We start from the raw sequence: 14,612 nt of genomic DNA on the forward strand, positions 1-14,612 counted from the left end.
AGCAGCGTTTGCTGAAGAGCAGCGAGCATTTCCCAGGCAGATTGCCCACTGGGTTTGCAGGTCAGGCTCCCCAGCCAGAACTCCTGACGATTGACCAAATCGGTTGAATTTTCTCGCAAACTGGTTACTGTGGAATCACTCAACCCGAGGGGGGTGCCCTGAAGGATCGTTGTCGCAGAGGTACTGATCATGCGTCATCCCATGGATTATGAAACGTCTTCCCAACCGCCCGTTAATTCCACTGGGCGACGGCGCTGGCTGCGGTTCGATCGACGATCGAGCTGGGTCAGTGTCTTGCTTTGGGCTGTGATTGGCTGCTTAGTGGTGTTCCTGTTGGGCAGCTTGGCCCAAGGGGCGATGGCCGGCGGCCCCAGCCTGGCCCATCCCACCCTTTTTGCGGCTCAGTTTGAAACTCCCGATTTCATGGGGCAAATCCAGCGATTTTGGTCTCATTTTGTGCAAACGGGGCAAATTTGGGCCCTGTTGATCGGTCTTGTGTTGGGATACATCATTCGCCAAGCCACCACCTACGGCTAAGGAAGATGGCGCTTCGATGGCGGGCAGCAAGCTTTGGATTGTCGTCGCAATAAGCACATTTCCTTAACGTTGGCATGGGATACTGATTGCCGTTCCTGATTGCCACTTTTGACTGTCGTGAGCGGCGGTCGATCCTTTGCCCACCATGAGCAATTCCAGCCAAACCCAAACCTGGAGTCAACGTTTTGAAAGCGCGTTGCATCCGGCGATCGCCCGTTTTAATGCCAGTATCGGGTTTGATATTGAACTAATTGAATATGACTTGACCGGTTCCCAGGCCCACGCCCGGATGTTGGGTCACCAGGGGATTATTGCCCCCGAGGAAGCCGAGCAGATTGTGGCGGGTTTAGAGCAAATTCGCCAGGAATATCGTGCCGGTCAGTTCAACCCGGGTGTGGAAGCGGAGGATGTCCACTTTGCGGTGGAACGACGGCTCACGGAACTGATTGGCGATGCGGGCAAAAAGCTGCACACGGCTCGATCGCGCAATGATCAGGTGGGAACCGATACGCGCCTGTATTTGCGAAACCAAATTGACCAAATTCGCCAGCAATTGCTTGATTTCCAAGGATCCCTGCTGACTTTGGCGGAAACCTATGTGGAAACGCCGATTCCGGGCTATACCCATCTGCAACGGGCCCAACCGGTGAGCCTCGCCCATCACCTGCTGGCCTATGTGGAAATGACGGCTCGCGACTGGGAACGGTTGGGCGAAATTCGCCGCCGCACCAATCTTTGTCCCTTGGGCAGCGGGGCCCTGGCGGGCACAACGTTCCCGATCGACCGCCACTACACCGCCCAACTGCTGGGGTTCGATCGCCCCTACGCCAACAGCCTTGATGGGGTGAGCGATCGGGACTTTGCCGTGGAGTTCCTCTGCGCCGCCAGCCTGATCATGGTTCACCTGTCACGCCTCTCCGAGGAAGTGATCCTCTGGTGTTCTGAGGAATTTGGGTTTGTGAAACTGGGCGACACCTGCTCCACCGGTTCCAGCATCATGCCCCAAAAGAAAAACCCTGACGTGCCGGAGTTGGTGCGCGGCAAAACCGGGCGCGTGTTTGGCCATCTCCAAGCCCTGTTGGTGCTGATGAAGGGCTTGCCCCTGGCCTACAACAAAGACCTGCAAGAGGATAAAGAAGCGCTCTTTGACACGGTGAAGACGGTTCAAGGCTGCTTGGAAGCCATGACCATTCTGTTCTCCGAAGGATTGAGCTTCCGCACGGCTCGGTTGGAAGCGGCCGTCAGCGAAGATTTCTCGAATGCGACGGATGTGGCCGATTACTTGGCCGCCAAGGGCGTACCCTTCCGGGAAGCTTACAACCTGGTGGGCAAGGTGGTGCGCACCTGTTTGGAGGCGGGCAAGCTGCTGAAGGATCTGACCCTCGAAGAATGGCAGGCGCTGCACCCGGCGTTTGAGGCCGATATCTATGGGGCGATCGCGCCTCAGCAGGTGATTGCCGCCCGCAATAGCTTTGGGGGAACGGGGTTTGCGCAGGTGCGAGAGGCCTTGGCCGCCGCCCGCGATCGACACCAGACCGCGATCGCTGCTCCACAGGGTTAATCAAGGGTTCATTCATTAAGGGTTAATCAAGGGCTAGGGCAGGTATTTCTGCACCACAGTCCAACCGGTTCCCAATACCCACAGCAAGGCCAAGCACAAAACTAAATTGGTGCGCCAATGGAGCGATCGGGCCCAAGGGCGCTCGATCGCAATCCGACTCGCGCTCCAAGCCGACAAGCCGACAAGCCCCACCACGGTCAATCCCGCCAGCAGGTGGGGCGAGTGGCCCAAGCTGCCAAAATGCCCCAACGTGCCGACAATTCCCACCCCCAGCAACAGCAACACCAACGCCACCAACCCAATGCCCAGGGTGATGTGCAGCGGCCGCAGCCAGCTTGGAAGGGTTGTTGCCATAGTCGTTGTCATAGCTAAGGCGCGATCGCTAGACCTTAAGCGATCGCGCCTCAACACCACTCCCGTCACACCCAGCAAACTATAGGCCGTCAGCGTCAGGCCCATTGACCATGCGGCAATTCGCCACAGCCACAAAAAATCCGGCAGGTTCAAATCAATTCGCTCAAGTTGCTCAAAACTGAAGTGACAAGATGAGATGGAGCACCCGATGAATTAACAATCAGTTAACAAAATGTCACAGCATTTCTTAACCATCGGAGACCCATAACAGCGCTTCCATCGAGCCTAACATCTACGCTGCCTGTCTCGCGCTGCTCATCTAGTGCCATGGCCTCAGAACTCAGCACCACCTTCAGCGTCGTATCCATCACACCCAGCCCAATCCGAGCTGTCCCCCCTGACCGCCTCATTACTCCTCTGGGCGGTCTTTGGACCAGCAACTAATGGTTCACTAGGCCCCAACCGAAACGGCCGGTTCCGGATCTGAACGGGTTTCGGTTTCCCGATTAACGGTTTCATTCGCACGATCGGGCGAGTCAACTAGACTCTCCATGTCTTCCTCAAAAGACAATTCTGAACAGGGAATTCGATCAGAAAGAATTGAGCTAGCCATCATGCCCGTGTGAATTTCCAGTTGTGCTTCTGGCAGCGCTTCAAAAACCAAGCGTTGTCCCGGAAAAACCACCCGTTCAAAATACCAATTCGCAATGTTCGTGATCCGAGCAACTTGAATCTTGCTCGTGGCATTGACGTAGCAGCAAAGGAGCTTTTGCCGATCGTCATTGGGAATGGGATCGATAATTTGTGCCATGGTTGCAGGGATAGGAGCCAAGGGTAGATCAAGGGAATAGAACGATTTTGCTACGCTAACACCCCCTTTGCCGACAAGCTGTAAACCCGATTACCAACGAGCGGCTTTTCAATTTTCGAATCTTTAAGAAAATCTAACGAACATCAATTTTCCAAATCAAGATCCTGACAAGACTCGACCAAGGCTCGATTAAGGATCAACCAAATCTCAACTAAAACGGGTCTCAATTGAGCTGAAAGTGGCGGCTCAATAGCAATCTCCCACAACCCAAGCTCTATTGGGTACAGGTCTTGAAAAGAACCTAATTTTTCTGAAAAATTCAAATAAAATCTCCCTCAAACTTCCTTGAATTTCTTGTGAAGTTCTCTGCAAATTCTATGAATTTGATCAACTCTTACCAATTGGTTCAATTGCCAGTTGATCTATTCTTTCATGCTAGCTCAAGGCTCCCGAAATCGTGGGAGCTTGACGATTCAAGGTGTGGAATCGTCACCATTTGCTAACGGACAAGACCCACCTGCTACGATCTGGAGACTCCAGGGACGACTCTTGCGGGCCCAATTTTTGAAGAAAATTAGCCTGAAATGGTGGCTCGGGTGAAATCCGGCCAAGGTCTGATGCTATCGTTAACTTATATGAACAAGCCTTAATGATCCGTTGCGACAGTTAGGGAAGTGGATGATGGCCGATCGCATTTTGTACGTCCGACTGCCCTGTAACCCCATCTTCCCGATCGGGGTGGTTTATCTCGCTGACCACGTACACAAGCAGTTTCCCGCGATCGAGCAGCGGCTTTTTGACCTGGGAACCGTGCCGCCCTTGGACTTTAAAGCGGCCCTTGATGCGGAAATCGATGCCTTCCGGCCCACCCTGCTGGTTTTTTCCTGGCGCGACATTCAGATCTATGCACCCGTGGGCGGCCGCGGTGGCAATCCGCTGCAAAATGCCTTCGAGTTTTATTACGCCAAAAACCCCCTGATCAAGCTTCGGGGAGCCTTGGGTGGTTTGCGGGTCACCAGCGCCTACTATGCGGAACTTTGGCGCAATCAGGGCCTGATTCGGCGGGGACTGCGCCGGGCCCGACGCTACAATTCCAGCGCCCGGGCAGTGGTGGGCGGCGGGGCCGTCAGTGTGTTTTATGAACAGTTGCAGCGATCGCTTCCCAAGGGCACGATCGTCTCCGTTGGGGAAGGGGAAACCCTGCTGGAAAAACTGCTGCGAGGCGAGTCCTTAGATCAGGAACGCTGTTACATTGCCGGGGAAACGAAGCCCCGGGCGGGCCTGGTGCATGAACCACCTGCGCCCTTGGAAAAAACCGCCTGTAACTACGCCTACATTCAAACAATTTGGCCAGCCTTTAGCTACTATTTTCGCGATCGGGACTTTTATATCGGTGTGCAAACCAAGCGCGGTTGCCCTCATAACTGCTGCTATTGCGTCTATACCGTCATTGAGGGTAAGCAAGTTCGGATTAATCCGGCCGTTGAAGTGGTTGCAGAAATGCAGCAGCTTTATCAATTGGGTGTTCGCAACTTTTGGTTCACCGATGCCCAATTTATCCCGGCTCGGCGCTTCATTGAAGATGCCAAGGAATTGCTCAGAAATGTCCTGGCGGCCGGCATGACGGATATTCATTGGGCTGCCTATATTCGCGCCGACAACCTCGATCCAGAACTCTGTGATCTGATGGTGAAAACGGGCATGAACTATTTTGAAATTGGGATTACTAGCGGATCCCAAGAACTGGTGCGCAAAATGCGAATGGGCTATAACTTGCGCACGGTTCTGCAAAATTGTCGTGACCTAAAAGCGGCTGGTTTTGAGGATGTGGTTTCGGTTAATTACTCCTTCAATGTGATTGATGAAACCTATGAAACCATTCGCCAAACCATCGCCTATCATCGGGCCCTGGAGGAAGTTTTTGGGGCTGACAAGGTGGAGCCAGCAATTTTCTTCATTGGTTTGCAACCCCATACTCACCTGGAAGAATATGCCCTCAAGAAGGAAATTCTGAAACCCGGTTATGACCCCATGAGCCTGATGCCTTGGACGGCGCGGAAGCTGCTCTGGAATCCGGAACCGTTGGGGTCGTTTTTTGGGGAAGTGTGCCTGGAAGCTTGGCGCAGCAACAGCAATGATTTCGGCCGGGAAGTGATGCGAATTTTGGAGCGTCGGTTGGGCCGCAGCTCGTTGGAGGCGGCCCTTTCGGCCCCGATCGCCCCAAAAACCCAAAGCCGCGAGCTGATCAAAACGCCCTAGGGATGTTTGAGCGGTTGCTTTTCCACTTCACCCCCCCGAGCCATGGAGCCTTCAACCCCCGAGCCGATCGCCCTGCGTCCTTTGGCCCCCTATGAAGATCGGTTGCTGTCGGCGTTGGCTTTTTTCCGAACCCAACGCAGCCGCAACAATCAAGCTCATCACTGCTTGTCGATGTATTTGCGACAGTCGGAAGGGCGAATTATGGCCGAAGTGGGGTTCTATGCCCGGGCGATCGGTCAAGATCCTGGGGCCTTGCTGGAACTGATTTACACCAATCCCGATCGGGCAGAATCCCTGATTGCGGAGTGGTCTGGGTCTCAAATTTCTCAGGTTTTTGAGCCTGAGTTGTCAACCCAATCTGAATCGGAAATTGGGTCACCGGAAATCGGGCGATCGGGAATCGAACCCGAGACCGCACCATAATTGCCCCATCAATTGCACCATCGCGATCACCATTGAGGCGGCCAAGAAGGCGATCAAAATTGACCGCGAAATTGACCGCGATCGCCCATGAACAGGATTGAGCCTTATTGAGCCTTGCTTCGGTTCAATTGACCGCAGGCTGAGGCTTCTCGGGCGATCGCTCCGGGTTGTCCTTGGGGGTCACCGCCGAATCAAAAGAATCGTTGGTGAAGTAAACATGGCCCAACGGGCGGCCTTGATAGGAGCGTTTGGTAAATCGCCATCCGGGAAAAAGTTGCAGCTTCAAAAATCCAGAAGTAAATCCTCGGGTGCTGGCAATGTCCATTACCGGGCCGCCATTCGCACCGAAAGGTACCCCTTGCAACACCACTGAATTAAATCGACGACTGAGACGGAGGGAATATTGCAGCCCTAAATCACGTTTGGCTACTCGCACAGAGAAGCCATTGCTATCAATGCTGCGTCCACAAATGCCTGTGAAATTGAAGTTAACCAGCAACGGATCAACCACTACGGGGTAGTTTCCACTTTCGGCCCAGCAAAGCCGCTGATTAGACACTTGCTCCAAAACCAAGAGCTTAAAAGAATCCGTACCGAGGGGCTGCGCAATCGCAATGAAGCGCGATTGGTCAACTTCCTGCTGATCAAATGTAGTGGATTTAGGCGTGGCTGGGGTGGGTATTGCGGCCCATGATCCCATTGCTCCCATTGTTCCCAAACCAAGACCCAAAGCCAATGAGAAGATCCCTAGCCCAGGGTTGCTAAGGGAGTATTTCCGAGAATTTGGAGCCATAGGATTGTCCTTGGATTGACCAATCATCAACGACCAGTGCAAACAGTCATTAAGCAGAGTAGGGTTAGCCGGAATGCTCAGCGGGCGATCGGGAAAAGTGCAAACAAACGCTTAGAGATGGTCTTGGAGAATGCTGAAGAAGCTGGTTGCGATTGGATTCGTTCCGAGGGATGGCGATCAATGGCTCAAGAATGGCTAAATCAGGAGCAGCTCAACGGGCGATCAAGAAGTTACAGAGAAGGATAGGGACTATCGAAAAAGTTCCTATCCTCACTGTAATGTCCATCAAAAAGTAATGCCCATCAAAAATCAAACCGTAGCAATCAAGCAGCGGCAATCAAGCAGCAAAATCAAGCATGAGGCATCAAGAATCAAGCAATCACAAAGCTTGAATGAAGCACTCAATTCAGACCTGATTTAGGCAGCTAGGGCCTGCTCGATCGCGCCGATCAATTCAGCCGAATCCGGGGCGATGCGGCTGGGGAAACGACCCAGAATTTCGCCATTTTTACCAATCAGAAACTTTTCAAAGTTCCACGCCACATCCCCAGTCGGCTCGGCTCCCGAGGTCAGGCGGGCATAGAGCGGGTGTTGCTCGGCTCCCTTGGCATGTACCTTGTCAAACAGCTCAAAAGTCACGCTGTAGCGCGTTGAGCAGAAGGTCTTAATTTGGTCATTGGTTCCGGGTTCTTGGGAACCAAAATCGTTGCAAGGAAAGGCCAAAATCCGCAGACCTTGGGCACTATATTTTTCATGCAAGGCCTGAAGGCCTTGATATTGCGGTGTGTAGCCACAATAGGAAGCCACGTTCACAATCAAAAGCACCTGCCCTTGATAGCTGCTGAGGGCACGGTCTTCGCCGTCAATGGTTTTGACTGAGAGATCGGTGATGGTTGCCATGATGAGTGTGCTTGTCGTGTCGCCGGTGATGGTTGTCTAGGATAGCGGTTTGGGATGGAAATGATCCCGGGGGTGACCCTTCGGGGGGCTAGCCCAACCCTTGCACAATTTTGAGCGCTTCGGTCACGTGGCCCTTGGCATTCAACAGATCGTTGAACTGGTGGCGCACAATGCCCGCTTTGTCGATGACGTAGGTAACCCGGCCCGGAACCACAAACAGCGTGTTTGGGACACCATAGGCCTTGCGCAGGGCCCCATCGCGATCGCTCACGAGGGCGAAGGGCAGACTATATTTTTCCGCGAAGGTTTTGTGGGAATCCACGGAGTCGCTGCTCACGCCGATCACTGCTGCGCCGGCCCCTTGAAAGGCTTCGTAGCTATCGCGGAAAGCACAGGCTTCGATCGTGCAACCGGGCGTGTCGTCCTTGGGGTAAAAGTAGAGCACGACGGGTTGCTTACCCGCAAACTGACTCAGGGTAATGGTTTCGCCCGTTTGAGCTGGCAGGGAAAAATCCGGCGCGCGATCGCCCACTTGAATAGCCATAGGAACCTAAGGAAATCATTGCGATTTGTGAACCATGGCTAATGCTACCGCAGGGCCCATGGCGGCTGGCCAATCGGCCCAAGGAAGCAGCGGGCGGCGGAGCGATTTGCAGAATTGCCTAGGGCAAGCCGTCCCCTTCTTCAAAGTCGGGCTGACTGGGGCGATCGGGCTGCCACCGCACCGGCCGCTGATTGAGGGGCACGCGGCCCGTTTCCGCTTCAACGGTGGCTCGATTGCGTGCGGGGTCAAAGTTTTGGGTCATTTCCGATCGCAAGGTTTGCACTCGGGTTTCCACCAGGCGCACTTCCGCTTGCAGTTGCCGTAATTCTGCCCGACGGGTGGCATAGAGCGGGATCCACTGCACCAGCGCCGCGATCGCAATGAGCGCCAACAGGCTGTTAACGGACAGCTTGAACAGGCTTTCCAGGGCGATCGACCGATAGGACGCAGACTTCGGCAGTTGCTTGGGACGCAACCTGGGTCGGCGTTGTACCGGTGGATCAGGACGGTGCTGGGGCTGGAAAGCGTTCATCAAAACCAGTGAGTGAGCGCAGTTAAGCAGAAATGGATAGTTGAGCTAGTGGGCTGCACCCTGATACACGATGTGATCCCCCAGCATGGTCTGGGTTTCAGGAAACCCAAATCCCCCAAGGTTCTAGCAATTTGCTTGTGATTCGGCAATGTGCTAGGGGCAGTAGGGAGGATTACCCCTCTCCGTAAAACTGGTGCAATGGGGGTGACTTTTTTAACGATGGCAGAACTGAAATTCGTGACCCTAAAAATCAGAGAAAATCAGCAACAATCGATCGTTGAGTCTGGCGGCTGCCCATAGTTAGTTCATCCAGAATGGGGTATGAGATCCGGATGAATTTCTAACGACTCATAAATCAATGAATTGAGTAATCAAACAGACTAATTAGACCAGCTCGTTAGCCAAACTATTAATCAATTCATTAATCAATTCATTAATTGCCCTTGAATTGCATCACCCTTGAATGGTGCATGGTTTGCCTTGGAAGTAAGCCAGCCTACTGCAAGCCAATCTATTTTGAAGCCGATGCAAACCTATCTTGAAATCCTGAGTAACAGGCAATTGATCGGTTGAACGCGACATTTTCAGCAACATTTTTGCATCAATGTCTCTAAATGTCTCTAAATGTCTCTAAATGCCTCTAGAGGACTGTTGAATCCTGTTGAGATTCCTGGCTCTTTGGCATCAATGCAATTGCAACGCAATTAAAGCAAGCGAAAGTCTATGATCCTTAAGCTTTTGGAGGTGTTGTCAATCCTGCGGAAGGACTTGATCAAGATGATGTTTGGTGCTGGGAAAATCTTTTGAGAATTTCTGAGAAAGGCTTTGGGGGCTAATTCTTTGGGGGCTAATTGAAGAATGATTCAGAGGATTCAGATCTTGAGTTTGGGCATGGTTAATCATGATCAGCAGCAACAGCAGCGTTAGTTCAGAAAATTTCACTCGAATTTAAGTGGGTGATCTTCTTGAACAAACGCTGTGAAATCAAAAGACTTTGACGGAGGAACTAACCCTAAGCTGACAGCTTTAAAACCATCGGCTGGGAGTTGAGACTTTGGGTCAGAGCCTTCAGGATGTTACCGCTAAAATGCCCAAACACGGCATGAAGAGAGCACCCGCAGGGGTTAAGTCTTGGTTAATGGCGGATTGTCCGCAACCACCCCGCCTAGTCCTAGCACGCGATCGCCCCTGAAGCAAGGCGATCGGGCTGAATAATGAGTGGTTCCGTGTTGGGCGGGGTTAGTGGGGTATTATTCGGTACTCGCGCAGCCGTCGATTGATCGGCGATTTCTTGTTGATTTACTGCCAATTTGCAGTCGCCCAATCAGCGCTTGCTTCGTGTGCTTGCGGGAATGCCCCTGATTTGAGATCATCCCGCGATCGGGTCGAGCACCGTCAAGCGCCATCAATCGCCATCAAGCGTCATTAATCGCCATCGATCATCATCGATCACCGCAAATTAGCCCGGCGTATCCTCAAAACCGTGCAGGAATGTGCCTGGGAAACCGCTGCCCGATCGCCCTGGGCCAATCCGGCCGACTTCCAGCCAATGGAGCGAGCAGCCTTTGGTAGACTGGACAGCATCTATCAACCCCAGCCATCAATTTGGCGGCTTGGGTCTCAGCTCCCTGCCCTAGCGCGGGGTCAACCAACACTTCAAAAGACACCTAGAGGCATCATTCCATGCAAGTTAATGATCTCGGCTTCATTGCCAGCATTCTGTTTGTGGCAATTCCTGCTGCCTTTTTGCTGATTCTTTACATCCAAACTGCCAGCCGCGAAAACAGCAAGGGCTAATTGGCCAAAGCTCGCTTGGGGCTAATCAACAGTTGAGTCGTGATCGTTTTCAACTCGCCAGTTCTGATCTGTTGCGATCGGGGGTGGCGCTGAGGCGGTGAGCAAGGAAAGTTTTTTAAAATCCGTTTGGGAGAGGGTCTGGCGCTGCCGGGCCCTTTCTTTATGGAGGTTGTTGGGTTGGTTGAGGGGCGGTTTGTGCGCGATCGGGATTGCCTGGGATTGCTGGTTGAGGGTCGATCGCCTGGTTGCGGAGTGGTTGGCGATGGCGGTTTGTGCGCGATCGGTGGGCGGGAAGGATGGGATGGGGATGGGATGATGCCATGCTCGATCGAGCAAATCCGATCGAGCAAATCTGATCAAGCAAATCCGTAAGCAAAAGCTGACTTATTGGCGCTGTTCGATCGCAAGTTCCCACTCCGGCTCTACACTAATGGTCTCTCGGATGGTCTCTCGCGTGGATCCAACTTATTCACGACGTAGTGATGACACAGGCGACAAGGCAATGGCAACCGGGCGATCGCGTCCCCCAGCCGATCGCCCGGCGATGAACCGTGACTGATGAGCCGCGACCGGTCGGCAACCCGGCCAACTGAGTAACCACCCCTTTTTTGTAGCGAATCAATCCGGCTGATGGATAACAAATTGATGCTGATGATTCCGGGGCCCACCCCGGTTCCGGAACCCGTGCTGCTGGCCCAGGCCAAACACCCGATCGGTCACCGGAGCGGCGACTTTGGCAAGATTATGGCCGAAGTGACCGAAAACCTGAAATGGCTGCACCAAACCCAAAATGATGTGCTGATCTTGGCTTCGAGCGGCACGGGGGCCATGGAAGCCGGCATCATCAACTTCCTGAGCGCGGGCGATCGCGTGTTGGTGGGCACAAATGGTAAGTTTGGCGAACGCTGGGCCGAGGTGGCCGAGGCCTATGGGCTAACGGTGGAAACCCTGACGGCGGATTGGGGCAAACCTTTGGATCCCCAAGCCTTTGCCGATCGCCTGAGTGCCGACAGCGACAAGAGCATCAAGGCGGTGATTGTCACCCACAGCGAAACCTCCACGGGGGTGATCAACGACCTGCAAACTATCAATGGCCATGTGAAGGCTCATGGTGCGCTGATGATGGTGGATGCGGTCACCAGCTTGGGTGCAACCAGCGTCCCGATCGATGAGTGGGGCTTGGACGTGGTGGCTTCCGGTTCCCAAAAGGGCTACATGATTCCGCCCGGTTTGGGCTTTGTGGCCGTTAGTCCCAAGGCTTGGGAAGCTTACAAAACCGCAACCCTGCCCAAGTACTACTTGGATTTGGGCAAGTATCGCAAGGATGCCGCCAAAAACAGCACGCCCTTCACGCCCCCTGTGAACCTGTTCTACGCGCTGCAAGAGGCTTTGCGGTTGATGAAGAAAGAAGGGCTGGACAACATCTTTGCGCGTCATGCTCGGTTGCGGGCCGCGACCCGGGCGGCCGTGGCGGCCCTGAATTTGCCGCTCTATGCACCCGATGATTGCGCCAGCCCGGCGATCACGGCGGTGATGCCCCAGTCCGTGGATGCGGAACAGGTGCGATCGGTGATGCGCAAGAAGTACGACATCGCCTTGGCCGGTGGTCAGGATGCGCTGAAGGGCAAAATCTTCCGCATTGGTCACTTGGGCTTTGTGAGCGATCGGGACGTGCTAACGGCGATCGCCGCTCTGGAAGCCACTTTGATTGAGTTGGGCGCTGAGGTGACCTCCGGCGCTGGGGTGGCAGCAGCGGCCAAGCATCTGATCGGCTAATTCCAGCGGGTTAGTGCAACTCTGGATTGGGGTGTACGGCCGTACACCCCTACAGGATTCGCGCCCCCAACGAGAAAATTCCTAAACCAAATTTCTACAGTAGTAGCGCGGCTGCCTTAACTCATGGGGTCAACGTTGCGGAGTCAATACAAAAACATGACGACTTCAGGGGTGAGAACGCGGCGATCGCGCAATTGGCATCGGCGGTTGGGGATGTTGTTGGCCGCCTGTGCCACAACGATCACAACGTTGCCCATGGCTGCTCGATCGTTGGCCCAAGAGACGGGTCAAACGATTCAGGCGATCGAGCCGCTGCTGCAACCCAATGCTCCGGCTGCACCCCCGATCGCGCCAGATTCCAGCGGCCCTGACCTAAATTCCGCCCCCAATTCCACACCCAACTCCAGCGCTAACTCCAACTTCACGCCAACTTTTGAGCCGAACAATTGCCCCTTTACCCTGCCGCCGGAATTTGCCCGGGAAACGGTGCGATGCGGCATGGTGACCGTGCCCGAGCGGCACAGGAATCCCACCGGAAAAACCATTCGTCTGGGGGTGGCAATCTTGAAAAGCAAGAGTGCCAACCCGCAACCGGATCCGCTGGTAATGGCCCAAGGGGGGCCGGGTGGATCAATGTTGGAGTTGTTGCCGGCCTTTTTGCCCTCGTTGGCGGGAATGCGCGATCGGGACATTATTTTGTTCGATCAACGGGGCACGCGCTATTCAGAACCCTTTTTGTTTTGCCAAGAAGTCTATGATTTCAAGGTGCAAAATGCGCGGTTCCCCGACTCACTGGCCCTGCGCGATCGCTATCAAGCGGCCGTGGCGGGCTGTCGCGATCGGCTCAAAAATTCCGGCGTGGATTTGGCAGCCTACAACAGCCTAGAAAGTGCGGCGGATGTGCCCTTGGTGGTGCAGGCGGCGGGCTACGGGGGGCAGTTCAATTTCTATGGGGTGTCCTACGGGACGATGTTGGCCCAGCACCTGATGCGCGATTTTCCCGATCGCCTGCGATCGGTGATTTTGGATTCCGTTGCGCCCCTGGATACCAGCTTCATCGTGCATTTACCGCGCAATACTGATCGGGCCCTGCGGCGGTTTTTTGAAGCTTGTCGGCGCGATCGCCTTTGTGGTTCCACCTACACCACCCTTGAACAGGACTTTTTGGGAGCCGTGGCCAAGCTGCGGGCGCGCCCCCAGGTGATTCAGTTGCCCAACTATGGGGAGCTTCAGGATTTGTTGGAAGGCCGACTCTCGATCGAGAATTTGGATCCGAATCGGTTGGCGGTTCCCGTGTTGTTGGATGGGGATGGGTTCATTTCTGCTGTCAGCACGGCGTTTTATTCCTCCGCCAGCATTCCCAAGTTGCCCCAGGCCCTGCGGGAAACTCGCCAAAACAGTTATGCGGGAATTTTGCGCGTGTTGCCGCTGTTGCTGTTTAGCAAAAGTCAGGCCGATGGGGTTTATAACTCCGTGATGTGTTCGGAAGATGGCGGATTTACCTTGGCGGAAGTGGATGCCAGCGGTGTATATCCGGAAATTGCCCCGGCCCTGCTTCAAGCGCCTGAGGAACTGTTGCGCACCTGTCAAACTTGGCAAGTGCCGGCCCTGGCTCCTAAGGCGAATCAACCGGTGCGCAGCTCTGTGCCCTCGTTGCTGTTGTCTGGGGAGTTGGATCAGGTCACGCCGCCGGAGTTTGCGGAACGGGTGGCCCGGGGGTTGAATCGCCACTATCGCTACGTGCTGCCGGGTCTGAGTCACGCGGTGTTCGGGAGTTCCGATTGCGTGAGCCAAATTATGGGAGGGTTTTTGCAAGCGCCTGATCGTGCCCCCAATGCGGCCTGTGTGTCGCAAATGCGGACGCAATTTGAAGTGCCCAAGACCCTGCGGTTCACGCCGGCCACAGCCAACAATCTCGGGATCAGTATGGTGATTCCAGCGGGTTGGCGCTTGAGTATGCAAGGACTGGCTCCGGTTTGGAGTGAGGTGGATGGCAGCGGGTTTGCCACGGGGCGGGTGTTGGCAGTGTCGGTGGCCCAACAGTCCACGGCGGAAGTGTTGCGATCGCTCCCTTACCCCACCCGATCGCTTGGAGAACGACGCTATCGGAACCGGCGCTGGCAACTGTATACGATCGATAATCCATCCCTGGCCTCGATCGTTGCCCTGTACACGCGCCAGGGCAAAACCTACGTGGTGGCGATTGACAGCGATTCCCTTTGGCATCGGGATGCGGTTTTGGAAGGGGTGCTCAGTAATTTCCGAATTCAGTCCCGCTAGGTGGGGGCCGCTTTGGAAAATGGGAATCATCCCTTCATGGAGTTA

The 14,612-nt window shown here is 54.4% G+C and carries 13 protein-coding genes; 7 read left to right on the top strand and 6 right to left on the bottom strand.

What is annotated here, in order from left to right; all coding sequences use genetic code 11:
- Window positions 1–357: 357 nt before the first annotated feature.
- Together H6F46_RS19845 and argH are read left to right on the top strand one after the other, a co-directional pair.
- Window positions 358–537 (top strand): hypothetical protein, encoded by a 180-nt coding sequence (locus tag H6F46_RS19845; protein ID WP_370567123.1) that lies wholly within the window; start codon window positions 358–360, stop codon window positions 535–537.
- Window positions 538–682: 145 nt separating this feature from the next.
- Window positions 683–2,098, top strand: a complete 1,416-nt coding sequence (gene argH, locus H6F46_RS10555) for an argininosuccinate lyase (RefSeq protein ID WP_190355254.1) — start codon at window positions 683–685, stop codon at window positions 2,096–2,098.
- 33 nt (window positions 2,099–2,131) lie between these two features.
- Here argH and H6F46_RS10560 read toward each other — a convergent pair whose 3' ends face one another.
- Window positions 2,132–2,605 carry a DUF4079 domain-containing protein gene (locus tag H6F46_RS10560; protein ID WP_190355253.1) on the bottom strand — a complete coding sequence of 158 codons (474 nt, stop codon included), beginning with the start codon at window positions 2,603–2,605 and terminating at the stop codon, window positions 2,132–2,134.
- 298 nt (window positions 2,606–2,903) lie between these two features.
- Window positions 2,904–3,263, bottom strand: a complete 360-nt coding sequence (locus tag H6F46_RS10565) for a DUF1830 domain-containing protein (protein ID WP_099532504.1) — start codon at window positions 3,261–3,263, stop codon at window positions 2,904–2,906.
- 681 nt (window positions 3,264–3,944) lie between these two features.
- Here H6F46_RS10565 and H6F46_RS10570 point away from each other — a divergent pair.
- Both H6F46_RS10570 and H6F46_RS10575 read left to right on the top strand, forming a co-directional pair.
- Window positions 3,945–5,522 (top strand): photosystem II high light acclimation radical SAM protein, encoded by a 1,578-nt coding sequence (locus H6F46_RS10570; RefSeq protein WP_099532576.1) that lies wholly within the window; start codon window positions 3,945–3,947, stop codon window positions 5,520–5,522.
- A gap of 42 nt (window positions 5,523–5,564) precedes the next feature.
- Entirely contained in the window at window positions 5,565–5,945 is a 381-nt protein-coding gene (locus H6F46_RS10575) for a hypothetical protein (RefSeq protein WP_190355252.1), read from the top strand.
- Window positions 5,946–6,069: 124 nt separating this feature from the next.
- Here H6F46_RS10575 and H6F46_RS10580 read toward each other — a convergent pair whose 3' ends face one another.
- The 4 genes from H6F46_RS10580 to H6F46_RS10595 all read right to left on the bottom strand — a co-directional run bounded on the left by H6F46_RS10580 (window position 6,070) and on the right by H6F46_RS10595 (window position 8,714).
- Entirely contained in the window at window positions 6,070–6,645 is a 576-nt protein-coding gene (locus H6F46_RS10580; protein WP_199291503.1) for a DUF3747 domain-containing protein, read from the bottom strand.
- 510 nt (window positions 6,646–7,155) lie between these two features.
- A complete protein-coding gene (locus H6F46_RS10585) occupies window positions 7,156–7,638 on the bottom strand; it encodes a glutathione peroxidase (RefSeq protein ID WP_099532507.1) in 483 nt (160 codons plus the stop codon).
- Window positions 7,639–7,726: 88 nt separating this feature from the next.
- Window positions 7,727–8,182 carry a peroxiredoxin gene (locus H6F46_RS10590; protein ID WP_099532508.1) on the bottom strand — a complete coding sequence of 152 codons (456 nt, stop codon included), beginning with the start codon at window positions 8,180–8,182 and terminating at the stop codon, window positions 7,727–7,729.
- A 118-nt stretch (window positions 8,183–8,300) separates the two neighbouring features.
- Entirely contained in the window at window positions 8,301–8,714 is a 414-nt protein-coding gene (locus H6F46_RS10595; protein WP_143472955.1) for a hypothetical protein, read from the bottom strand.
- 1,683 nt (window positions 8,715–10,397) lie between these two features.
- On the opposite strand from H6F46_RS10595, the gene psbM reads away from it, so the two are divergent.
- The 3 genes from psbM (at window position 10,398) to H6F46_RS10610 (ending at window position 14,567) form a co-directional block, all read left to right on the top strand.
- On the top strand, window positions 10,398–10,511 hold the full coding sequence (gene psbM / locus H6F46_RS10600) for a photosystem II reaction center protein PsbM (RefSeq protein WP_099532510.1): 114 nt from the start codon (window positions 10,398–10,400) through the stop codon (window positions 10,509–10,511).
- Between the two features lie 630 nt (window positions 10,512–11,141).
- A complete protein-coding gene (locus tag H6F46_RS10605; RefSeq protein WP_190355251.1) occupies window positions 11,142–12,287 on the top strand; it encodes an alanine--glyoxylate aminotransferase family protein in 1,146 nt (381 codons plus the stop codon).
- A gap of 123 nt (window positions 12,288–12,410) precedes the next feature.
- Complete coding sequence (locus H6F46_RS10610) at window positions 12,411–14,567, top strand: alpha/beta fold hydrolase (RefSeq protein WP_206753585.1); 2,157 nt, start codon at window positions 12,411–12,413, stop codon at window positions 14,565–14,567.
- Window positions 14,568–14,612 lie beyond the last annotated feature (45 nt).

The sequence above is a fragment of the Limnothrix sp. FACHB-1083 genome (assembly GCF_014696485.1).
Lineage (GTDB): Bacteria > Cyanobacteriota > Cyanobacteriia > CACIAM-69d > CACIAM-69d > CACIAM-69d.